General features: G+C 68.2%; 20 protein-coding genes and 1 pseudogene. 13 read left to right on the forward strand and 8 right to left on the reverse strand.

The window, feature by feature from the left end; all coding sequences use genetic code 11:
- Window positions 1-75 precede the first annotated feature (75 nt).
- Complete coding sequence (locus ACH34W_RS00555; RefSeq protein WP_395958632.1) at window positions 76-1188, reverse strand: ROK family protein; 1113 nt, start codon at window positions 1186-1188, stop codon at window positions 76-78.
- A gap of 120 nt (window positions 1189-1308) precedes the next feature.
- On the opposite strand from ACH34W_RS00555, the gene edd reads away from it, so the two are divergent.
- The 4 genes from edd to ACH34W_RS00575 all read left to right on the forward strand — a co-directional run bounded on the left by edd (window position 1309) and on the right by ACH34W_RS00575 (window position 5322).
- Window positions 1309-3129 (forward strand): phosphogluconate dehydratase, encoded by a 1821-nt coding sequence (gene edd, locus ACH34W_RS00560; protein WP_395958633.1) that lies wholly within the window; start codon window positions 1309-1311, stop codon window positions 3127-3129.
- 11 nt (window positions 3130-3140) lie between these two features.
- Window positions 3141-4181: a glucokinase gene (gene glk / locus ACH34W_RS00565; protein WP_395958634.1), complete on the forward strand. Its 1041-nt coding sequence runs from the start codon at window positions 3141-3143 to the stop codon at window positions 4179-4181.
- Window positions 4178-4807: a bifunctional 4-hydroxy-2-oxoglutarate aldolase/2-dehydro-3-deoxy-phosphogluconate aldolase gene (eda, locus tag ACH34W_RS00570; protein WP_395958635.1), complete on the forward strand. Its 630-nt coding sequence runs from the start codon at window positions 4178-4180 to the stop codon at window positions 4805-4807. Before glk ends, eda begins: the two co-directional genes overlap by 4 nt.
- 131 nt (window positions 4808-4938) lie before the next feature.
- On the forward strand, window positions 4939-5322 hold the full coding sequence (locus ACH34W_RS00575; RefSeq protein ID WP_395958636.1) for a PPOX class F420-dependent oxidoreductase: 384 nt from the start codon (window positions 4939-4941) through the stop codon (window positions 5320-5322).
- Window positions 5323-5331: 9 nt separating this feature from the next.
- Here ACH34W_RS00575 and ACH34W_RS00580 read toward each other — a convergent pair whose 3' ends face one another.
- Window positions 5332-5712 (reverse strand): ATP-binding protein, encoded by a 381-nt coding sequence (locus tag ACH34W_RS00580; RefSeq protein ID WP_395958637.1) that lies wholly within the window; start codon window positions 5710-5712, stop codon window positions 5332-5334.
- A gap of 141 nt (window positions 5713-5853) precedes the next feature.
- Between ACH34W_RS00580 and ACH34W_RS00585 the strand changes: the two genes are divergently transcribed.
- Together ACH34W_RS00585 and ACH34W_RS00590 are read left to right on the forward strand one after the other, a co-directional pair.
- On the forward strand, window positions 5854-6639 hold the full coding sequence (locus ACH34W_RS00585; protein ID WP_395958638.1) for a helix-turn-helix domain-containing protein: 786 nt from the start codon (window positions 5854-5856) through the stop codon (window positions 6637-6639).
- A complete protein-coding gene (locus ACH34W_RS00590) occupies window positions 6636-6812 on the forward strand; it encodes a DUF397 domain-containing protein (protein ID WP_395959276.1) in 177 nt (58 codons plus the stop codon). Before ACH34W_RS00585 ends, ACH34W_RS00590 begins: the two co-directional genes overlap by 4 nt.
- Window positions 6813-7046: 234 nt before the next feature.
- On the opposite strand, the pseudogene ACH34W_RS00595 reads toward ACH34W_RS00590, so the two are convergent.
- Window positions 7047-7886 (reverse strand): annotated as a pseudogene (locus ACH34W_RS00595) (transposase); the annotation flags it as partial.
- A 362-nt stretch (window positions 7887-8248) separates the two neighbouring features.
- Between ACH34W_RS00595 and ACH34W_RS00600 the strand changes: the two are divergent.
- Window positions 8249-8761: a hypothetical protein gene (locus ACH34W_RS00600; protein ID WP_395958639.1), complete on the forward strand. Its 513-nt coding sequence runs from the start codon at window positions 8249-8251 to the stop codon at window positions 8759-8761.
- A 567-nt stretch (window positions 8762-9328) separates the two neighbouring features.
- On the opposite strand, the gene ACH34W_RS00605 is transcribed toward ACH34W_RS00600, so the two are convergent.
- Window positions 9329-10684 (reverse strand): hypothetical protein, encoded by a 1356-nt coding sequence (locus ACH34W_RS00605; protein WP_395958640.1) that lies wholly within the window; start codon window positions 10682-10684, stop codon window positions 9329-9331.
- A 333-nt stretch (window positions 10685-11017) separates the two neighbouring features.
- On the reverse strand, window positions 11018-12010 hold the full coding sequence (locus ACH34W_RS00610; protein WP_395958641.1) for a hypothetical protein: 993 nt from the start codon (window positions 12008-12010) through the stop codon (window positions 11018-11020).
- Window positions 12011-13120: 1110 nt separating this feature from the next.
- Between ACH34W_RS00610 and ACH34W_RS00615 the strand changes: the two genes are divergently transcribed.
- Both ACH34W_RS00615 and ACH34W_RS00620 read left to right on the forward strand, forming a co-directional pair.
- The gene (locus tag ACH34W_RS00615; RefSeq protein ID WP_395958642.1) at window positions 13121-13594 is read left to right on the forward strand and encodes an imm11 family protein; all 474 of its coding nucleotides are present in this window, start codon (window positions 13121-13123) and stop codon (window positions 13592-13594) included.
- Window positions 13595-13960: 366 nt separating this feature from the next.
- Window positions 13961-14185 (forward strand): hypothetical protein, encoded by a 225-nt coding sequence (locus ACH34W_RS00620; protein WP_395958643.1) that lies wholly within the window; start codon window positions 13961-13963, stop codon window positions 14183-14185.
- Between the two features lie 140 nt (window positions 14186-14325).
- Here the strand turns inward: ACH34W_RS00620 and ACH34W_RS00625 are convergent, their stop codons facing one another.
- Window positions 14326-14634 (reverse strand): hypothetical protein, encoded by a 309-nt coding sequence (locus ACH34W_RS00625; RefSeq protein ID WP_395958644.1) that lies wholly within the window; start codon window positions 14632-14634, stop codon window positions 14326-14328.
- Between the two features lie 7 nt (window positions 14635-14641).
- On the opposite strand from ACH34W_RS00625, the gene ACH34W_RS00630 reads away from it, so the two are divergent.
- Window positions 14642-14920, forward strand: coding sequence for a hypothetical protein (locus ACH34W_RS00630; protein ID WP_395958645.1), 279 nt, complete (start codon window positions 14642-14644; stop codon window positions 14918-14920).
- Between the two features lie 42 nt (window positions 14921-14962).
- Complete coding sequence (locus tag ACH34W_RS00635) at window positions 14963-16168, forward strand: amidohydrolase family protein (protein WP_395958646.1); 1206 nt, start codon at window positions 14963-14965, stop codon at window positions 16166-16168.
- Here ACH34W_RS00635 and ACH34W_RS00640 read toward each other — a convergent pair.
- Window positions 16155-18707, reverse strand: coding sequence for an ABC transporter permease (locus ACH34W_RS00640; RefSeq protein ID WP_395958647.1), 2553 nt, complete (start codon window positions 18705-18707; stop codon window positions 16155-16157). The genes ACH34W_RS00635 and ACH34W_RS00640 overlap by 14 nt on opposite strands.
- A gap of 130 nt (window positions 18708-18837) precedes the next feature.
- Between ACH34W_RS00640 and ACH34W_RS00645 the strand changes: the two genes are divergently transcribed.
- Entirely contained in the window at window positions 18838-20100 is a 1263-nt protein-coding gene (locus ACH34W_RS00645) for a sensor histidine kinase (protein ID WP_395958648.1), read from the forward strand.
- Window positions 20097-20741, forward strand: coding sequence for a response regulator (locus ACH34W_RS00650; protein ID WP_395958649.1), 645 nt, complete (start codon window positions 20097-20099; stop codon window positions 20739-20741). The genes ACH34W_RS00645 and ACH34W_RS00650 overlap by 4 nt, the downstream gene beginning before the upstream one ends.
- Window positions 20742-20764: 23 nt before the next feature.
- Here ACH34W_RS00650 and ACH34W_RS00655 read toward each other — a convergent pair whose 3' ends face one another.
- On the reverse strand, window positions 20765-21994 hold the full coding sequence (locus tag ACH34W_RS00655) for a M28 family metallopeptidase (RefSeq protein ID WP_395958650.1): 1230 nt from the start codon (window positions 21992-21994) through the stop codon (window positions 20765-20767).
- Window positions 21995-22098 lie beyond the last annotated feature (104 nt).

Below are 22098 nucleotides of genomic sequence, written 5' to 3' on the forward strand. Positions count from 1 at the left end.
ACACGCGTGCAGCGGAAGAAAGGGTGCAGCCCAAAGCCCCGGCCCTGCAGAGCCGGGCCGGGGTGCCGGTGTGGTTCAGAGGGTGGGGAGGGTGGCGTCCACGGCCTCGGGGGTGAGGATGTGGTCGAGGACCATCGCGGCGCAGCCGGTGAGGCCGGCGCGGTCGCCGAGGCGGCTGGGCTCGATCCGGAGACGGCGGGTCGCCAGGGCGGTCGCGCGCTGGTAGACGACCTCGCGGACGCCCGCGATCAGGGGCTCGTAGGCACCGGTGAGGTCGCCGCCGAGGATGACGACGGCGGGGTTGAGGAGGTTGACGGCCGCGGCGATGACCTCGCCGATGCGGCGGCCGGCGTCGCGGACGAGGGCGACCGTGCCGGGGTCGCCGTCGCGGGCGAGGGCGGAGAAGGCGGCGAGGTCGGAGGCGCCTGAGCGGGCGAGGAGGGCGGCGCCGCCCGCGACGGCTTCGACGCAGTCGAGGTTGCCGCAGCGGCAGGCGGTGCCGTCGCCGTTCAGGACGGGGATGTGGCCGATCTCCCCGGCGGCGCCCAGGGCGCCGCGCTGGATCCGGCCGCCGGTGATGAGGCCGGCGCCGATGCCGGTGGAGACCTTGACGAACAGGAGGTCCCCGAGATCGGGGTAGGCCGCGCGGTGCTCGCCGAGGGCGGCGATGTTGACCTCGTTGTCGAGGAACGCCGGGACCCCGAAGCGGTCGGCGACGGCGGGGCGGATCGGGGCGCCGTCCCATTCCGCGGCGGCGAACTCGACCGTGCCGGGGATGCCGATGCCCGCGCCCCGGACGGTGTCGGGTGCGAGGCCCGCCTTGGTCAGGAGGTCGTCCCACTGGTCGAGGAGGGCGGGGAGCGTGCGGGCGGCCTGCTGCTCGAACGGGGCCTGGACCACGACCTCGCCGGAAAGGTCGCAGACGGCGGCCTGGCCCCGGGACTTGCCCAGGTTGGCGACGAGGACGGTGCCGCCGGCGGCGTTGAACGCGAGGCGGGCCGGCGGGCGGCCACCCGTGGAGGGGCCGTCGGCGCGTTCGACCAGGAGGCCGCGCGCGATCAGCTCGTTCACCCGGAGGGCGACGGCGGGGCGGGACAGGCCGGTGAGCCGGGCCAGCTCGGCGCGGGTGTCGACGCCCTCCTCGCGGATCAGCCGGAGCACGTCGCCGCTGGTGGACGGGCGGCGCATCAGGTCAGTGAAGCACGGGTGACTTCGGCATGTCGAGCCGGTCAAGATCGGGTACTTAGGTAAGTTTTCCTTCTTAAGTAGGTTGTTTCGGTGCCCTAAGTGCCGGTAGTTTCCTGGTACATGAGTCTTCATCCGGTGGTCGAGCAGGTCACACGGCGTATCTCCGAGCGCAGCGCCGATCGGCGGGCGTCGTATTTGGCGCGGATCCGGAGCGCGCGGACCGCCGGCCCCGCCCGGGGCGGCTTGGGGTGCGCCAATCTCGCGCACGGGTTCGCGGCGTGCGGGCCGCTGGAAAAGCTCCAGCTCCGCGGGAACGTCACGCCGAACGTGGCGATCGTGTCCTCGTACAACGACATGCTCTCGGCGCACCAGCCGCTCAAGGACTACCCGGACGTCCTCAAGGCGGCGATCGCCGGCGCGGGGGGCACGGCGCAGTTCGCCGGGGGAGTGCCCGCCATGTGCGACGGCATCACGCAGGGGCGCGCCGGGATGGAGCTGTCGCTCTTCAGCCGCGATGTCGTGGCCATGGCGACCGCCGTGGCACTGTCACATGACATGTTCGACGGGGCGCTGCTGCTCGGGGTGTGCGACAAGATCGTGCCCGGGCTGGTGATCGGGGCGTTGTCGTTCGGCCATCTGCCGGTGATCCTCGTGCCCGCCGGGCCGATGCACTCCGGGCTGCCGAACGGGGAGAAGGCCAAGGTCCGCAAGCGCTACGCGGCGGGCGAGGCCGACCGGGACGAGCTGCTGGCCGCGGAGGCCGCCTCGTACCACTCGGCGGGCACCTGCACGTTCTACGGGACGGCCAACTCCAACCAGCTCCTGATGGAGGTCATGGGCCTGCACCTGCCGGGCGCCAGCTTCGTGCCGCCGGGCACCGAGCTGCGGGAGGCGCTCACGGCCGAGGCGGGACGGCGGGTGCTGGAGCTCACCGACCTGCGGGGCGAGGCCTACACCCCGATCGGCGAGCTGCTGGATGAGCGGGCTTTTGTCAACGGCGTGGTGGCCCTGCTGGCCACCGGCGGCTCCACCAACCACACACTCCACCTGGTCGCCATGGCCGCCGCCGCGGGCATCGAGCTGACCTGGGACGACTTCGACGAGCTGTCGGCGGTCACGCCGCTGCTCACCCGGCTCTACCCCAACGGCACCGCCGACATCAACCACTTCCATGCCGCAGGCGGCACCGCCTTCCTGATCGGGGAGCTGCTGGACGCCGGGCTGCTGCACGAGGACGCCCGCACGGTCGGGGGCGGTGACCTCACCGCCTATCGGGAGGCTCCCGTGCTGGCCGATCAGGGCCTCGTCTGGCAGCGCGCGCCGCGCCTGTCGGGTGACACCGCTGTGCTGCGTCCGGTGCGCGAGCCGTTCGACGAGCACGGCGGCCTGCACACGGTCGACGGCAACCTCGGCCGCGCCGTGGTCAAGGTGTCCGCCGTACCGGAGGAGTGCCGCCTGATCGAGGCGCCAGCCCGGGTCTTCGAGACGCAGGAGCAACTGCAGGAGGCGTTCGCCGCAGGCCAGCTGGAACGCGACGTGGTCGCGGTCGTCCGCTACCAGGGACCGCGCGCCAACGGCATGCCCGAGCTGCACCGGCTCACCCCGCCGCTTGCGGTGCTCCAGGACCGCGGCCACAAGGTCGCGCTCGTGACCGACGGGCGGATGTCGGGCGCGTCGGGCGCGGTGCCCGCCGCCATCCACGTCTCCCCGGAGGCAGCCGCGGGCGGGCCCCTGTCCAGGGTCCGCGACGGCGATGTCATCAGGTTGGACGCCGACAAGGGACTGCTGGAGGTTCTGGTGCCGGACGAGGAGTTCACCGCACGGGCGCCCAGCGGGGGCGCGCCCGCGGAGGACGAGTGGACGGGCACCGGCCGGGAGCTCTTCCACGCGTTCCGCCAGGCCGTCGGCCCGGCCGAGCGCGGTGCCGGAGTGTTCGGATGAGCAGTGATCAGATGAGCAGTGTTCGGATGAGCGGAGCCGGTTCTGTCGGTGCCGGTTCTGCCGACGGCGCCGCGTATCCCTGGCTGGTCGCCGACGTCGGCGGCACCAACGCGCGCTTCGCGCTCGTGGAGGGGCCGGGCGCGACGCCGACCCACCTCGGCACGCTCGCCAGCCGCGACCACGCCGGGCTGGCGGAGGCCGCCGCGACCTACCTGGCCGAGCACGCCGAGGGGATGAGGCCCGGCGCGGCCTGCCTCGCGGTCGCCGGTCCGGTGGTCGGCGGGCGGTTCCGGCTGACCAACGCGGACTGGGCCCCGGACACCGCCGAACGAGTGGGAGTCCACCTCGGCATCGCGCAGGTCGAGGTGATCAACGACTTCGAGGCGCTCGCCCTCGCCCTGCCGCATCTCGGCGAGGCCGACCTGCGTCCCGTGGGCGGACGCGAGCTGCCGATCCGGGACGGTTCGGCGCCGCTCGCGGTGCTCGGGCCCGGGACCGGGCTCGGCGTGGCGGGGCTGATCCCCACACCCAGCGGCTGGGTGCCGCTGCCCGGCGAGGGCGGCCAGGTGGACGTGCCCGCCGGCACCGACCGCGAGGTCGAGGTCATGCGGCTGCTCCGCGCCGAACAGGGCGCGGCCAACGCCGAGTTCCTGCTGTCCGGTGACGGCCTGGCCCGGCTCTACCGGCTGCTCGCGACGATCCACGGCCACCGGGTCGAACCGCTCACGGCCGCCGAGATCTCCGTCCGGCGCGACAAGCTCTGCGTCGAGACGATCGAGATGTTCTGCGCGCTGCTGGGCGCGTTCGCGGGGAACGCGGCCCTCACCTTGGGCGCGCGAGGCGGCGTCCATCTGGGCGGCGGCATCCTCCCGCGGATCGCCGACGTGCTCGAATCCAGCGATTTCCGGCGCCGCTTCGAGGCCAAGCCTCGAGTGGAGGAGTACGTTCAAGCCATCCCCACCGCGCTGATCGTCCATCCGAATCCCGCGCTCGTCGGTGCCACGGCCCGCCTGGCGCAGACGCTCATCCCATCCCCTCTGGAGCTCGTGTGAACGCAGACCAGCTGCTCGACCTCGCACCGGTCGTCCCCGTCGTCGTCCTGGACGACGCCGACACCGCCGTGCCGCTGGCGCGTGCGCTCGTGGCGGGAGGCCTGCCGGTCATCGAGGTCACGCTCCGCACGCCCGCCGGGCTCGCCGCGATCGAGCGGATCGCCGCCGAGGTGCCGGACGCCGTCATCGGTGCCGGCACGATCGTGAGCCCCGAGGACGCGGAGAACGCGCAGAAGGCGGGTTCGCGCTTCCTGGTCAGCCCCGGTTGCACTCCGGCCCTGCGCGAGGCGATGGCCGCCACCGGCCTGCCGTTCCTCCCGGGCGTCTCCTCGGCCTCCGAGGCCATGGCGCTGCTGGAGCACGGCATCACGGTCATGAAGTTCTTCCCCGCCGAGGCGGCGGGCGGCCTGCCCTACCTGAAGTCGCTCGGCGGCCCGCTGCCGCAGATCCGGTTCTGCCCGACCGGCGGCATCACGATCGACACCGCACCCCGCTACCTCCGCCTGCCGAACGTGGGCTGCGTGGGCGGCTCCTGGCTGACCCCCGCCGACGCCGTGCGCGCCGGTGCCTGGGACAAGATCGAGGCCCTGGCGAACCAAGCCGCGGCCCTGCGTCCCGCTGGCTGAACCAGCCCCCTGATCTGCGGCGGATCGGCTTGGCGAGTTGGCGCCCGGCAGGCCGATCCGCCGCATCCGCTGGCGCATGTCACATTCGCGGATCTCCTCCCGTCTCCAGGTCAAAGGACTAGGGAGGAATCATGACCAGCACCCCGACACTGGAGACTCTGGCCGAGCAGCGCACGGTTCTGCTCACCACGTTCAAACGGGATGGCACTCCGGTAGGGACACCGGTGAACATCGTCGTGAAGGACGGCCGGGCCTACTTCCGTACGTACGACAAGGCTTGGAAGGCCAAGCGCCTGCGCAACAACCCCAACGTCGAAGTTGCCCACAGCAAGTACCTGGGAAAGACCACCAGCGACGCGGTGAAGGGCCACGTGCGGCTGCTCAGTGACGCCGAGGCCAAGCCCGTCAGGCGCCTGCTCGCCCGGAAGCACCCGATCCAGCAGGGGATCGCCGTGCCGGTCCTGCACAAGCTGAAGCGCTACAAGACGCTGCACTACGAACTTGTTCTCGACTAATGCGCGTCTTCACGCCGCGACTCCTGGAAGCACCGCGTACACGCACTTTCCACCACCGCTGGTGACGTTCCAGCCGAGATCGGCGGCGAGGAGCTGAATCATGGCCAAGCCCCGGCCGTCCAGTTTGTCTGGCGACATCTCGTGGACTACGGGAAGATCAGGCGAAGAGTCCTCGACTTCGATCACAGGTCCCCGGTCTGCCCAGTAGAGCCGGACCGTCATCTGGTCGGTGTCGGTGTGCTTGAGGACGTTCCCGGCGAGTTCTGAAACGATCAGCTTGCCGAGATAGGGGTCGATCGACCACGTCTCGAAGATTTCGCCGACCCACTCGCGGGCCAATTTCAGGGCGTGCGCGTGAGCCTCGATCGTCATCGTGTGCCGCTCGGACATGGGACCCCCTCGTGAGTTGTGACTTACTGTCAAGCCTCACGAACGGGGCGTAGTGTCGTCGGTTGAGCGCGACGACGCACCCCGGATGCTCCATCTGGGTTCAACGAGGTTCAGATCTGCTTCAACCCCCCGGAGAAGCGCATGGCAGCGAGACAGCCGACCCCTCAAACCACTGCGTTCGGATCAGAGGTCACCAGGCTGCGGGAGGAGCTCGGAATCTCCCGTTCAGAACTTGCGTCCCGCATCCCCATTAGCACGAGCTACGTCTCCCAGGTCGAACGGGGAGTGACCCGGTGCCGCCGAGATATGGCGGAGAGTCTGGACGGAGCTCTCGGGACCACGCCCGCCCTGGCGGAGGCGTGGGACAAGGTGCTGAAGCAGGCGGCCTACCCGAACTTCTTCCGGGACTACCCGGCGGCTGAGGCGTCCGCCTCGCTACTGCGGGCCTGGGAGGAGACCTTCGTGTTCGGGCTCTTCCAATCGGAGGCGTACATGCGCGCTCAGGGTTTGGCGGAGGACGTGTTCGAGGGGCGCATGCGCAGGCAGAGTGCCATCTTGCAGCGAGAGCAGCCACCGACCATCGCAGTGGTCCTCTCGGAGGTCGTCTTCCTGCGTCAGGTCGGCAGCCCCGAGGTGATGAAGGCGCAATGTGCGCAGCTTCTCGACGTCTCGGATCTGGATCACGTCATCCTCCAAGTAGCGCCCGTCGCGTACTACCGGAGGGTGAGCGGTTCGTTCAACCTGGCGACCCAACAGGACGGACGGGATCTGCTGTACCTGGAGACGACTGTCGGGGGTGTCACATCGAGCGATCCGGCTGACATCCTGTATGTGCAGAAGGTGTTCCCCTCGCTCACGGCTCGGGCGCTCGACCCAGAGGCGAGCCGTGCGCACATCCGAAAGGTGATCAGCGAACGATGGACATGAACGGCTTCGTGTGGCGGAAGGCTTCAAAGTCCAACGACTCGGGCGGCGCGTGCGTTGAGGTCGCTGACCTCGGCAAGGCCGTGGGCGTTCGTGACAGCAAGAACCCTGACGGCGGTCACCTGGTGGTCGATCGGGCGTCCTTGCGTGCCTTGGTGGCTCGAATCAAGGAGTAGCGGACAGCAACGAGCCCCGATGGCCGTCGAGGATGCCCGCGGGTGGGTCCCGGCCTGCGGCGGTCCGGTCATATTCGCGCAGGTGCGCCAGGATCTGCTTCCAGCGTGCCTCTGGCCGCCAGTGATGGTTGGACCGTTCGCCAGGTCGTGGGGAAGCTGTCGCCAAGCGCACCCGGCCCGCGCCCAGTAGGCCAGCGCATTCACGACCCCCGGCGGGTGTAGACCGGCGGCCGCCCCCACGCTTGGGGCGCAGCGGATGCGGTCCTCGCAGCGGGCTCGGCGTCGGTGGCGTAGTTCCAAGTCGGCGAGCTGCCCGTGGGCGCCGCCGGTGCGGGTGCCGGTGACGAAACAGGTGAAGCGGTGTCCGTCGGTGAAGCGCAGCTGGGCGCCGGGGTGTGGGCGTTCGCGGCGGACGATGACCCGCATTCCCTTGGGCCAGCCGCCAAGGTCCAGCAGGCCGGTCAGCTCGGCCACCCACGCCCCGTCGCGGGGCTGGCCGTCGGCGTTCAGAGCGGGCTCCCAGACCCGTTCGGGCAGGGCGAGGATGGCGGCGCAGATGTCGTCGGTCAGGTTGAACCCGATCGAGTACTTCAGCCAGCGGGCGGTCACCCAGTCCAGGAAGGCATGGGTGCCGCCGCCTGAGTCGGTCCGGATCAGCACTTGTTTGTGGAGATGGCCGGGGATCTGCGCGAGTGCGGCCCGGCCGGCGTTGATGTGGTCTTCGGCGGTGTTGGACCCGGCGTTGCCCGGCCGCAGCAGCAACACCGCGGCCTCGCCGGTCCCACCCTCACCGTGGTCGATGAAGGCCGTCATCGGGTGAAACCCGAACGTATGTTTCGAGGTCGGCGCCGCCTGCTGTTTCTCCGAGTGCGCGATCACGATGGTGGCGTCCAGATCGAGCGGGATCAGACCACCATCGGCCCCGGGCGCACGCTCACCTGCCGGCGCCCAGGCCCGGGCGGCCGCACGCGCACAGCGGATCGCCTTCAACATCCGCAGCGAGGTGCTGCGTGCGCTGGTCGACCTGTCACCGCGGACACGCGGGGTGGTCGAGGAGATGGTCCTGGCCGCCGCCCGCGCTGACCGTACCGCCTCTGGCCGGGCGGATCAGCCAGACCACTGACCGGACGGCGCGCATTGCCGGCTGCCGGGCCATGGATTGGCACTACGGAGGTCGTCTCATGCGCCCAGCGGACCGGGAGATGCTGCCGCGATGAGCAGCTGGTCTTGTTGTTCGTAAGACCGCCGTCGCTTGCCGATGGAAGTCTCTTCCGAGTAGCCACCGAGAGGGCCCTGCCGCGTATGGCTATGCCGATGACCAGCGGTGGACGCTGGGCCGGGTGGCAGCGCTGATTCGGCACCTGTTCGGGATCGACTACTCCCTGCCCCGGGGTGGGGCCTGTCCGCACCGGTGGATGTCGAGGAGGAGTGAGAAATTGGACCTTTGGGCCCAGCGAGTCGAGCCACATGAGCAAGATCTGGAAGCTTTGGAAGGTGCCGCGCTCCCAAATCTAGCAATGGATGCCATTGAGGAAACAATCCCTCTGCTCGGCTCTTCACTGGAAGAATTCTTCCCGCCGAGTCGTGCCGATTTGATCAAATCGGCGCTTGACCTTCGGTCTAAGGACCCTGCGAGCTGGCAGTTCGACACTGACTCCGCGGAAGAGTTTCTGAGGCGATACGACGAACTTCCCGAAGAACCGATTAGGCCAGCGGTTGGCCCGTTCCTTATGGCTCTTGTGCGCCTTTTTGAGGCGCCTCCTCATGCCATTTCTTCTGATGACGTAATGGAGGTTCTATATTCCTGCTATGAATCCGTCCTGACATCGCATCTCACGGGTCGAGTCACACTGGAAGATGAACAAAATAGCGATCGGTGTGTCGCGGCTATCGCGCAACAGCTCAGGATCATCGAAGTCCATATGTCGCCTGATGCTACCGAGCCTTGATCATATTTCCTCGGCTTGCTGGGCTCTGACGGTGGATGTGGCCATGGCAGGGGCCGCTCTGTGGAGTGCAGCCTCGCAGAATGCCTCGAATTCTCATGAGGAATAGTTTAATGGTAAATAACCCGGATCAAGATGCCGAACTCATGGCTGCACGTAGTTCATCCGAGATGGTACAAGCCGTCGGCCAGTGGCTGGAAAACTGTCTATCCCGCCAAGGCTTCAGGTGGCTCTCTGCGCGTAGGTGCTTGGAACGTGAATCCGAAAACAGATGTGAAGGCATAGTTTTCTATTCTTCGTACAGGAACAGGCCTGGCGAACATCTTCGGATAACGCTAGACGGTGTAGAGGTCGAAGATAGAAGTGTCGGGATCTGGAGAAGAGCAAATCCTGAGTTGACGATAATTCGGGAGCAAGAATCCCTGGATTCAATCTGCGCTGCCAGCCCGATGGAATTTGTTCGGCCGGTCCGTGATCCATGGTTTGACTTCGTTGAAGAGCGAGAGCGCCTCAGCCGCGCCTCCGAGATCCTCGAAGTTATCGAAGATTTCGTGTTGCCATGGTTTGAGCTCACGGTATCGCCAGTGCTCCTTGCTGATACTGCACCTGACGCCTTGCTTCGTAGTTCCGCCGCCGACCTGATGGAGTACGCAGTAAGTGCAGGACACGCTGATGTCGCCCGGCAGTTGGCTCTGCGATTCCGTTCGTTCGGCGAATTCGCGGAGCGAGCCTTTCAGGAAGGGATTGATCTCGCCCGTTCTGGAGGCAAGCCGCGTTGGAAGTCCCTTCAATCCGTCGGCTGGAGCAGCCAAGTCCTTGGCCTGGCATAGACCTCGACCGGAATATGCAATAGCTTTCCGATAATGACCGCATGAGGGTGATGGCTTGGGTGGCGCCCAGGCAGTTGTCGATCCAGCGCATGGTGCCGTCATCGGGGTTGAGAGCGAGGCGTCCGTCGAAGGTGCCTTCGCCGTTGGCGCTGGCGTAAATGGTGTCGCCGTCTTTGACCAGGTCGGTGACCCAGGAGCGCCGGACGTCGTCGTAGTATTCGACCCCGGTTTCCCATGGGGCGCTGTGGCCGGTGTCGGCGTAGACGGCGCCGAGGCCGTGTGGCGGGGTGTCATTGATCCGGTTGAAGTTGCCGCCGATGACGATGCGGCTGTGGTCGGGTGAGGTGATCAGGGCGTGCACGCCGCGGTCGGCGGTGGGCGCCCAGGCTGCCAGGGCACCGTCGCTGGTGGTGAAGGCGGCAAGCCGCTGCCGCGGGGTGCCGTCGACCGCGGTGAAGAAGCCGCCGGCGTACACGGTGGTGTCGGTGACGGTGAGCGCTTTGACCCGGCTGTTGATCTCTCGCTTGAACGTGTTAAGGGTCCCGCTGGGCAGGTCGAAGGCGGCGATCTTGGCTCGGCGTTGCCCGTTGATGTGGCTGAAGTCGCCGCCGACGTACAGGCGGCTGCCATCGGGGGAGGCCTTCACCTCCCAGACCGCATCGCAATTCCACTGGTTGTTGCCCAGGTCGTCGCATTCATTCTGTGGGTTGGGATCGGTGAACGGGGTGCCGTCAACGGTGGGATTCCAGGGCAGGGGTTCGCCGGTGGCCGCGTTGAACGCGGCCAGGTTCTTGCGGGCCAGTTGCTGCGGATCACCTGGATTGGTGCCGGGCGGACGGATGAAGTCGAAGTTCCCGCCTACATACACCACATCACCGACGGTGGTGATAGACCACACGACCCCGTCGGTCTGCCAGGTCGGCAGGTCGTCGGCGGTGATGGTCAGCGGTTCGCCGGGCGAGGGCTTGGTGTCGGCTGCGGTGGACGGAGGCGTGAACGCCTGAATGGTGAGGGCGGCAACGCCAAGCCCGAGGAGGGCGCGTCTGCGTTGCCACCGCCGAGTGGTTTTCACAGTCCGAGTGAGTTTCACGGTCATTGTGGAGGCTGCTTTCTCAATTGAGGCCGAGGGAAAGTTCCCGCCGACCTAGCCCTGTCGCTCACCCGTCGTCAGCGACGAGACAACGCGGTCGGTCTGCCAGCTGATCAGCTCGTCGCGATCACGGTCGCCGTCCGCCATGACCCCAGGTAATGACGTGGGTTCGTAGTGGGCGCACTATTGGCTTTGCTGTCGGCTAGAACGCCTGTGGGATTCGGAGGAAGGCCCGTGTCCAAACCGCCTTGGGTTGGACGAAAGCCCTGTCAGCAGGGTAGTGAAGCTGTTTTGTGTGGCTGGAAGGGAGCCTTTTAGGAGGCGGTCTGCTGCTCAGGCCTAGCTGACTTGTCTGGGCGCGCTTTTACGGCTGGTTACATTTCCGAATGGGTCGGTGGCGCGAATGGTGTAGGTGTGGGTGCTGCCAGGGGTTAGTCTGGTGTCGGTGAAAGTCATGGGTTTGAGAGCCCAGAATTTGGATGCCGATTCGACGGTGTGGATGACAGTGCTGTCGTCGCGGACGACTTCGTATTTGAGGGTTTTGTTGTCGCGGTCGTAAGTCTGAGTCCAGCCGATCCGTAGAGTGCTGGTGGTGCCGTCGGGTTTGGTGACCTGAGGGACCTCGGGGCCTTCGGGTGGGTTGGTGTCCTGGCCGGCGGTCATGGTGGCGAAGCGGGTGAGGCTTTGCTGGGGTTGACGGTTGACCTGGGTGAAGTCGCCGCCGACCCATAGGTGTTTGCCGTCGTTGTGCATGGCGCGGGGGCCTTGGTTGTTGGGTGCGGTGGGGCCGCTGTTGGTGATGGGGAACCAGTGCAGGATGGGTGGTGTGTCGCCGGTGGGTTTGGCGGGTTCGGCCAGCAGCCGCTGGTAGTTGGGTTTGATGTCGGGGAAGCCGTCGGGTTGGCTGCTGCAGTCGTGGGCGTGTGAGCCGCTGTACAGGACGCCGTCTAGGAGGGAGACGGCTTCGCTGCCGCCCAGGCAGTTGTCGATCCAGCGCAGCGTGCCGCCGTTGGGGTCGACGGCGAGGCGGCCGTCGAAGGTGCCGGTTCCGGCGGCGCTGACGTAGATGGTGTCGGTGTCTTTATCCATGTCGGTGGCCCAGGAGTAGTGGGTGGCGTCGCGGTAGTCCAGGCCGGTTTCCCAGGGGGCGCTAGCGCCGGTGTCGGCGTAGACGGCGCCAAGGCCGTGTGGGGGGTTGCCGTTGATGGTGTCGAAGTTGCCGCCGATGATGACCTGGCTGCCGTCGGGGGACACGATGAGGGTTTTGACTTCGCGGCTGGCTTGCGGTGCCCAGGCGGTGAGGGCTCCGGTGGTGGTGTTGAAGGCGGCCAAGCGCTGTGGCTGTCGCTGCCGGAACCCGTTACTACCGGAGATCTCGGATCTTGATCATCGGTATCTCACGCTCGGCTGGATTGTTGTCGAACCGGACCCGTGCGTGGGTGGTGAAGCGGAGGTGGTCCTCGTGCTCGGCCGGCAGCCGGCGGGACGGTCCACAAGAAAGAAGTCCCGCAAACGACGAAGCCCTATTGCCCGACGTTCAGAGGGTGGCTACGAGGTCGAGGTTCGTGATCCGGTCGACCGAGAGCATGATATTTCAGTCGAGTCTGATCCCAGTCGTGCTGCGAAAAGGGTGACTCAAATGGATGGCCCAAAGGGCTGGGTCGCGGCGGCAGTCTGCGCTGGATGAATAGCGGTTGTTCCTGTGCTTATGTCGACGATAGATCCTTGGGTGTAACTGGCCACGTGGCTGACTCTTGTCCGATTTAGTCTTGGCTGTCTGACTGCCGATCGTGGTGAGGTATCCGCTGTCGAGCCGCCGTCGTAAGCATCCAGCCTGAACGCGGAGTGCAACGAACGGTCGGACGGGGTGACGATCGTCGTTTGGATCATCTGTTGTGGGTCGTAATGTGATCTTGTGCGTCCGCCCTGGAGGAGCTAATCGTCCTGGTACGGGGCTGGCGGCCGATAGTGCGTGCAAGGATGCGGAGATCGCCCGGCTGACGGCACAGGCCGAGCTGTTGATGGAGCAGGCTGCGGCGGTGGGAGACCGAGTTGGAGGCCAGCGCCGAGCTGCGTGAGTGGATGGTTCGGCTGGAGCGGTTGATCTAGCGCAACACCGGAACTCGAGGACAATGTCCTCGTGTCGATCTGTCCGGCGGGCCGGCGCCCAAAGGCCAAGCTCAAGCGGGCTGACAGGCGCGGGCGCGGTTGGCGGCCCGGCGCGCCGGGAGCGCATCTGGCCTTGTCGAGAAGGTGAACGAGACGATCGCGGCCTAGGCGTATCAGTCAGGACCTCTTTAACGAATCGTTGATGCGGTAACCAGGAAGAGGTGCAGCTTGCGCATATATCTACTTCAGCACGACCTCGAGACTTACCGATGTCTCCAATGTAGCGAGGACTCTGTTCAGTATCTGGTCAACCAGACTTTCGATACCAGTCTAATGGCTGATTCATGGCAGCCTTTTCAGGTCTGGTGGGATGAAGAGGAGAGAGAGAAGCCCAAAGGCGACTTTCCTCTCTTCGCCTCAAATGTGATGGTGGGCGCTCGGGCAGTTGAGGCCTTGGAAATGAGCCTGCAGGGGAATGGCGAACTACTTCCTCTCCTGACTGAAGGGTCGGAGATATACCTCTACAATGTCACGAGAGTGGTCGATGCATTGAATATGGAGAAGTCTTCTGGGGAAACTTTTCCGAGCGGCAGGTATATGCATATAAGTAAACACGTATTTGTTAAGGAAAGACTTGAAGGGGTGGAGATATTCAAGCTCCCTCAATTGTATATAGGAAAGAAGATATATGTCACTGATTCCTTTATGAAGCGAATTGAGGTGGCGGGGTTGACTGGCCTCATAGGGGAAGAGGTTTGGTCATCTGACGTGGGCCCAAAGTGGCAACGAATGATGCCGTACTCGTGACCGACATGATCCTTGCCGACGGCCGTTCCAAAGTCGGGGCCAGCGGTCCGCGCAGGTGGCGATAGGTGGTCGTAGGGTGCAGGCATAGCGTTGAGTCATATCGATAGATCCGGCAGCCTGGCGGACTGTACTGCGAGTCGGACACGCTGAGTGGTCGAAGAGATGATCCTGGCCGCCGCCCGCGCTGGCCGTGCTGCCTCTGGCCGGAGGATCGGCCAGACCACTGACTGGACGGCGCGCATCGCCTGGCCGTCCGGCCAGTGGAGTTGCATCCCTGGTCAGGGTCCTGGTGGGTGGATTCCGTCGAGTCGCGGTCTTGTGTAATCGGGGGGGTGCGCCTTCAGCGGTGACGTTCGAAGTCGGTGATTGGACGGACTCGAGCGGCGGGAAGTCGTTGGCCGCAAGAGCGGCAGGGTGTACGTCGCCGGGAGGATGGGCCATCAGGTGGTCGGTCAGCTGGTGGAGGACGGCTGCCATGTCGTCGACGAGCATGGTGCAGTCGGGCAGGTCCCGGTCGTTGGGGCCGACGATGTGCGTGAACTCCAGCTCGCGCATATTGACGAAGATCTTGGCGAGCTCCTTGCTCCTTGATGTCGCGTTCCAGTTGGTCGGAGAGTTCGAGGGAGCGGTCGTTCCTCACCCCGCGTTCCGCAGTTAAGGTGATCGGCTAGTACACGGATTCCTGGTGTGACCTGGGGAAACGTGAGCACACGCGCGGAGCGCGTGTGCTACTAGGCGGCTGGGTTGCGCCTGGTCAGCGGGTTGTGGGGGTGATCATCGATGATCTTCTTGGGCAGGGTGAGGCCGAGCTGGGCGTAGATGCCGGTCTGGGGCTTGGTCGGCTCGGTGCGCTGACGGAAGGTGCCGACGTGGCTGGCGAAGGTGATGGCGTGCAGCCGGTTCAGCTCGCGGCGCAGGGTCTGCCAGGTCTGCCCGGTGCTGGTCTCGGCGATCCGGACCAGCAGCAGTGCCAGCCAACACAAGATGAGGTGGGCGCGGATGCGTTCCTCGAGGCGGTGGTAGACCGGCCGCAGGTCCAAGGTCGTCGTGAAGGACGGCCGGGCATATTTCCGTACGTACGACAAGGCTTGGAAGGCCAAGCGCCTGCGCAACAACCCCAACGTCGAAGTTGCCCACAGCAAGTACCTGGGAAAGACCACCAGCGACGCGGTGAAGGGCCACGTGCGGCTGCTCAGTGACGCCGAGGCCAAGCCCGTCAGGCGCCTGCTCGCCCGTAAGCACCCGATCCAGCAGGGGATCGCCGTGCCGGTCCTGCACAAGCTGAAGCGCTACAAGACGCTGCACTACGAACTTGTTCTCGACTGATGATCCACCTGTGCCCGATAGTGGGGGCCGGAGGTGGGACGCATGGGCGAGACGTTGCTGTGCGGTGGCCTGGTCTGGCATCCGGGACTGGACGTGGAGAGCGCGGACATCCTGATCCGGGACGGCGTCATCGCCGCGGTCGGGGCAGGAACGGACGACTCCCCGGACGCGGCGGTCATCGACGTCGCGGGACGGCTCGTCCTGCCGGGGCTGGTCGAGGCGCACTGCCATCTCGACAAGACGCTCTACGGCGGCCCGTGGGTGCCGCACTCGGCGGGTGAGCCGCTGGCCGAACGCATCGCCAACGACCGGAACAGGCGCGGCGAGCTCGGCATCCCGGACGTCGACCGCATCACCGCGTTGCTGGAACAGATGGTCGCCGCGGGCACCTCGTACGTGCGTTCCCACACCGACGTCGATCCCGAGGTCGGGCTCCGGGGCGTCGAGGCGGTGCGGGCCGCGGTGGCACGGCTGGACGGGCGCGTCACCGTCGAGCAGGTCGCGTTCCCCCAACATGGCGTGCTCATCAACCCCGGCACCGCCGAGCTGCTGGAAGAGGCGCTCAAAGGCGGGGTCGAGACGATCGGCGGCATCGATCCTGCGGGGTTCGACCGCGATCCCGTCGGCCAGCTCGACCTGATCTTCGGGCTGGCCGAACGGTACGGCGCGGGAATCGACATCCATCTGCACGACGGCGGCACGCTCGGCGCGTTCGAATTCGAGCTGATCATCGAGCGCACCGAGGCGGCCGGGCTGGGCGGCCGGGTCGCGATCAGCCACGGCTACGCCCTGCCGCAGATCGACGCCGCGCCGCGCGAACGGCTGATCGAACGGCTCGCTGCGGCGGGCGTCTCGCTGGTGACCGGGGCCGTCTACGACTTCCCCGTGCCACCGGTCAAGAAGCTGCGCGCCGCCGGGGCGAACGTCGCGTGCGGCCACGACGGCATCCGTGACCTGTGGGGCCCGTTCGGCAGCGGCGACATGCTGGAACGGGCGATGCATCTGGCCTACCGCAACACGTTCCGGCGCGACGACGACATCGAACTGGCGCTTGAGGCAGCCACGCACGGCGGCGCCCGGCTGCTCGGCCTGGACGCCTACGGGATCGTCCCCGGCGCCCCGGCCGACCTCGTCGTGGTGCGGGCCGAGACGCCGGCGGCGGCCGTCGTCACGCGCCCGGTCCGCGACCTGGTGCTGAAGGGCGGCCGGGTGGTGGCCCGCGACGGCGAGCTGGTCACGACGTCTTGATGGCGTCGAGGACGTTGAGACGGGCGGCCCGGCGGGCGGGCCAGACGGCGGCGAGCACCCCGATGACGGCCGCCACAGGGACGTAAAGCAGGAGCTGCCCGACGGGTACGGCGAGCTCGGTCACCCCGTCCTCGGCCATGGCGTTCTGGACGGTGACGCCGAAGACGACCCCGATGGCCAGGCCGAGCAACGCGCCGAAGATCGAGATGATGACCGCCTCGTACCGGATCATCCGGCGCAGCTGCCGCCGCTGCAGCCCGACCGCGCGGAGCAGGCCGATCTCGCGGGTCCGCTCGACGACCGACAACGCGAGCGTGTTGACGATGCCGAGGGCGGCGATGACCACCGACAACACCAGGAGCGCCAGGATCAGCTGGAGGAAGAGCTCGATGTCCCCCGCCGCGTCCGCCTTGATCGTCTCCCGGTCCTTGACCTCGAGGTTGGGCCATGGCGCGAGGGCCGCTTCGAGCCCGCGCCGGGTCGCGGCGGCGTCCGCGCCGGGGGCGAGGGTGAGATCGATCCGGTCGATCGTCGCGTCGGGGGCGTGCGGCCGGTACGCGGCGTCGTCGATGATCATTTCCGGGGCGGGGTGGGAGATCGCCTTCTGGTCGGCGTAGACACCCGCGATACGGAACGTGGCCTTCGCCCCGTCCTGGAACTCGCCGGGCACCGTGGTGCCGACCTTCCACTGCCGGGCGTCCGCCGCCGTCCGGCTGACGAGGAGGTCGGTGCCCTTGACCGCCGCTGTCCCCTCGTTCACCGCGAGCCGGAAATGGCCGGTCAGCTCCTGTGGGCGGCCGGCGGTCGCGGTCTGCACCTTCCCGTCCAGCTTGATCCGCGCCGACCGGATCGCGACCGCGGTCCTTACGCCCCGTGCCTTGGCCACGGCAGTGAGCGCCGCGGGCCCGACGGGGGTGACCTGGCTGCGCCCGACGACGCGGTAGTCGGCGGTCAGGCCCGCCTCCAGCTGTTTGTCCACGGTCGTGGACATCGACTGGGTGATGACCGAGACCGTGCCGATCAGGGCCAGGCCGATCATGAGGGCGGAGGCGGTCGCGGCGGTCTGCCGGGGGTTGCGCAGCGCGTTCTGCCGGGACATCCTGCCGACCGCGCCGCCGAAGCGCGCCACCGGCCAGCCGACGACCCAGGCCAGCGGGCGGCTGATGATCGGGCTCAGCGTCGTGACCCCCACGAAGAACGCCATGGCGCCACCGCCCGCGAGATAGAGCGCGGTCTTGCCGTTCCCGGCGATCAGTCCGGCGGCCATCCCGGCCGTGCCCACCGCGATCGCGGCGCCCCCTGTGAGCGTGCGGAGGCGCAGGGAGCGTGCGGGCGTCCCGATCTCCTCACGGAGGGCGGCCACGGGCGGGATCTTCGCTGCGCGCCGCGCCGGGACGTACGCGGCGACCAGTGTGACGAGGAGCCCGACCGAGTAGGCGGCGATGACGGCCGAGGCGGGCACGACCGGGGCGCCGAACGGCAGCGCCTCGCCCGCGACGAGCGACATCAGCTCGGCCAGCCCGAGCGCCAGCCCGCCGCCTGCGACGAGCCCCAGCGTCGCGCCGATCAGGCCGACCCCGGCGGCCTCACCGAGCACCGCGCGGGTGACCTGGGAACGGCCCGCGCCGACCGCGCGCAGCAGCGCCATCTCGCGGGTGCGCTGCGCCACCAGCATCGAGAACGTGTTGAAGATGATGAACGAGCCGACGAACACCGCGATCCCGGCGAAGACCAGGAGCAGCGTCCGCAACATCGTGAGGATCTCCCGGAGCGGCTCGGCCAGCTCGTCGATGGTCTGCTGCCCGGTGACGGCCTCCAGCTCGTCCGGCAGCGTCCTGGCGACCGCGTCGCGCAGCCGTTCCTGGGAGACGCCGTCGGCGGCGTGCACGGTGATCCGCGTATAGCCGGGCCGCTCCATGAGCAGCCGCTGCGCCGTCTTCGGCTCGAACGCCGTGGCCGTCAGCGCGTTGGAGATCTCGCTGTCGCCGTACTGGACGATGCCGGTCACAGTGAACGTCCTGCTGCCGGACGCGAGCGCCACCGGCACCCGGTCGCCGACCTTGTAGCGGGCCGCGCGGGCGGTGGCGGCATCGATCACGATCTCGTCGGGCCGCCGGGGCGCCGTGCCGGATCGCAGGCGCAGGAGCGAGAGATCGGGATCGGCGTTCCAGTCCATGCCGACCTGCGGCTCCGGCCCGACGATCTTGCCGGTGCGGTCGACGACGGCGGCGAACCCGCTGACCTCTCCCCGGGCCTTCGCGACGCCGTCCGCCTTCCGCACCGCCGTCAGGACCGAGGCGTCCAGTGGGCGTTCCCGGTCCCGCTCGCCCAGCTCGTCGCCGAACGCCTTCTTCGCCCGCACGACCGTGTCCGTGCCCCGGCCGAGGTTGTCGAAGGCGCGGTCGAACGAGCGGTCGAGCGTGGCCGCGAAGATCAGCGTGCCCGCGACGAATGCGACCCCGGCCACCACCGCGATCGCTGTCAGCGCCAGCCGTGCCTTGTGCGCGATCAAGCTTCGGAGAGCGAGCTTTATCATCATGCGTTGATTCGAGCCCAGGCCACGCACGGCCCGGCAGCGGGCAACGGATGGACTCGCACCGACGGTCGTCGCTTGCGGTAGCGACTTTCGTAGGGTGGCAGCCGCTGTCCCGATGCGTACGGTGTTGGTTGTGCAACCAAGCCTCCCGGCCCGGCCGGTCCGTGCCGTGGTGTCCGACACCCTGGTGGTCGCCGCCGCCGTGGCGGGCAGCTTGCTGACGGCGCTCGACGACAAGACGATCCTGCGGCCTTTTCACGGCGTGACCGGGCTGGTCCTCCTGCTGGCCGGGCTGTCCCTGGTCTTCCGCCGCCGGGCGCCGCTCACGGTCATCTGGATCACCACCGCGATCCCGGCCGTGGTGCTGGTCGTCGAGTCTCTGGCCCCTGGGACGCTGCTGTACACCCAGGGCGACATCGATGTGGAGTCGATCTCGCTGTGGCCGCCAGCCGCGATCTTCGCCGCGTACGCCGTCACGGCGTTCCCCAAGGCGCACCAGCCGTCCTGGCTGCGGGCACTGCCGATCGCGGCCCTGATGCTCGTCCTCGCGTTCACCCCGGAGATCATCCCCGACGCGGCCATCCATCCGATCGCCGGCCAGAGCACCGACACCGACAGCGCGATGGTCTTCCGCAGCACCATCCTCGTCATCGGCGGCGCGCTGCTCGGCATGTACGTGTCCGCCCGCCGCCGGGTGCTCGACGGGCTGCGGGAACGCGCCGAGCGGGCGGCCGAGCAGGCCCGGGCGGAGGAACGGACCCGGCTCGCCGCCGAGATGCACGATGTCGTGGCCCATCGTGTGACGCTGATGGTCCTGCAGGCGGGCGCCCTGCGCGTCCGCACCCGCGACGATGAGACACGCGAGGCCGCCGAGGAGATCCGCAGCACCGGCGCCAAGGCCCTGGAGGAGTTGCGCGACGTGATCGGCCTCCTTCGCCGTACGGACGAGGGCCCGGACGACGAGGCCGGGGCGCACGGACCCCTGCCGGATCTGTCCACGCTGATCGCGGAGTCGGGCTCGGTCGGCGTGCCGGTGGACCTGGACGAGCAGGGCGATCCGCCCCTGGCCTCCCCGGTCGTCGGGCGCACCGCGTACCGCATCGTGCAGGAGGCCCTCACCAACGTCCGCAAGCACGCCCCCGGCGCCCGTGTCCGCGTGAAGATCCGTTACCGCGCCGACGGCGTGCGCCTCACCGTGCTCAACTCGGCGCCGTCCCGGCCCGCCGACGGCGACCTCGCCGCCAGCGGCTCCGGTACCGGTCTGACCGGCCTGGGCCAGCGCGTGGATCTGATCGGCGGCACGTTCACCGCCGACCCCACCCCCGACGGCGGCTTCCGGGTGGACGCCTCCCTCCCTGCCTTCGTCCCGACACCCGCGCCAGAGGCCGTCACGTGAGCATCAGGGTCCTGCTGGTCGACGACGAACGCATGGTCTGCGCGCACCTGCGGACCATCCTCAGCGCGGCGGACGACATCGAGGTCGTGGACGAGGCCTACGACGGCGCCGCCGCGGTCGAGTCCGTTCTCCGGCACAGCCCGGACGTCGTGCTCATGGACCTCCGCATGCCCGGCGTGGACGGCCTGACCGCGATCGGCCGCATCGCCGCCCTGCGATCCCCACCCGCCGTCGTCGCCCTCACGACGTTCGACGCCGACCACTACGTGCTCCGCGCGCTGCGCGCCGGCGCCGCCGGTTTCCTGCTGAAGTCCACGCCGCCCGAAGATCTGCTTGAGCTCGTCCGCGTCGCCGCCGACGGGCACACGGTCATGTCGGCCGCCGCCACCCGCCGGCTCGTCGCCTCCGCCGCCGCCCGTTCTCTCGAACGTGACCGGCACCGCGCCCGGATTGGGGACCTCACCGAACGCGAGACCGAGGTGCTGGCGTGTCTCGGGGAGGGCCTGTCCAACGCCCAGATCGCGCGGCGTCTCCATCTCAGCGAAGCGACCGTCAAGGGCTACGTCTCCCGACTGCTCGACAAGCTGGACTGCGCCAACCGCACCCAGGCCGGTCTCCTCGCCCACGAGGCCGGGCTCTGATCGACCTGCTGATCGTTCCGCACTCAGTGCGTGGCGAGGGCGCGGGCCACGGTCTCGGCCAGCTGGGCGGCGTCGGCGACGCAGCGGTAGTCGACGTGTTCGGGGAGGTCAGTGGGCAAGTGGTAGTTCGGGACGAGCTTCTGGTCGTCGACGGAGACGAGGCAGGCGGTGGGGTAGCCGTGACGGTGCGGGACCACGGCGTCGCTGCTCCCGCGTGACCGGACGCCGCGCCGGACCTCGATGTGCTGTTCGAGGGCACAGCGGGCGATCAGGTCGCCGAAGGCGGCGTCGTACGGCTCGATGCGCAGCGGGCCCTCGCCGTCGAGGAGGACCAGGTTGCCGGAGCCCACGGTGTCGAGGTTGAGGAACCAGGTGCTCTCGCGGGGGAGATCCGGGAAGTAGTGGTGGGCGAATCCCCGTACCCCCTCCTGGAGCGCCTCCTCGGCGCCCGCCGACAAGAGGATCACCCGCAGGCCGGGGATCGGGCGGCGCGCCAGCGACTCGGCCAGCGCGATCAGTGCGGCGACACCGCTCAGGTTGTCGTTGGCGCCGGGCACCGCCTTGCGCGAGCCGATGTCGGCCATCGCGGCGACGGTGAGGGCGCTGAGCACGGTGCCGGTACGGCGGAGGGCGTGGGAACGGGTGGCGCTGCCGAACGCGACGAGCGCGGGCCCGGCGACCACGGGCCACCAGATGGGGGGATTCTCGGCCATCCGCTCGACCGCGCGAGGGAAACGTCTCGCGTACCAGCGGGACAGGCTCTGGTCGAAGACGGTGCCCGAGGGCGCGGCGTCGTGGTGCGCCATGATGACGAGCGTCCGGTGCGGCGCCTGGCGCTGGGCTCGCGGCGGGGTCAGGTCGGCGACGACGTTGCAGGCGGTACGGCGGGGGCTCAGCACGACGCGGGCGAGCTGGCGGCCGTAGGTGATCTCGTCGGCCAGGGCGGCGGTGAGGATCATCCCCCCGAGCGTGCCGCCCCAGCGGAGGCGCCTGCCGGCCAGGCCCGCGAGTGTCGACAGCGCGGCGAGAGCACCGACGGGCCAGGCGTACGAGCCGTACGCGGGGACCTGCTGGACCTGGGCTGAGTGGCCGAGCGCGTTGAGACGGTCGGCGATGAGGTGCGCCGCCTCGCGTTCGCCCGGCGAGCAGGGCGGCCGTTCGATCGCGGCGAGCCGCTCGATCGTGGCGCGCAGGGTCTCCTCGGCCGGCCGGGCCACCGGCGAGACCGGGTGGAGGAAACGCTCCGAGGGCATACTCCGACGGTTTCACGACCCTCGTGTCAAGGTCCATGAGCGCTGCGTGGCGACCGCGGGACCGCGTTCGGGGGCTGCGGTCCCGCGGCCGGGTCAGCGGACCC

The sequence above is a fragment of the Actinomadura sp. 6N118 genome (assembly GCF_044326415.1).
Taxonomy (GTDB): domain Bacteria; phylum Actinomycetota; class Actinomycetes; order Streptosporangiales; family Streptosporangiaceae; genus Spirillospora.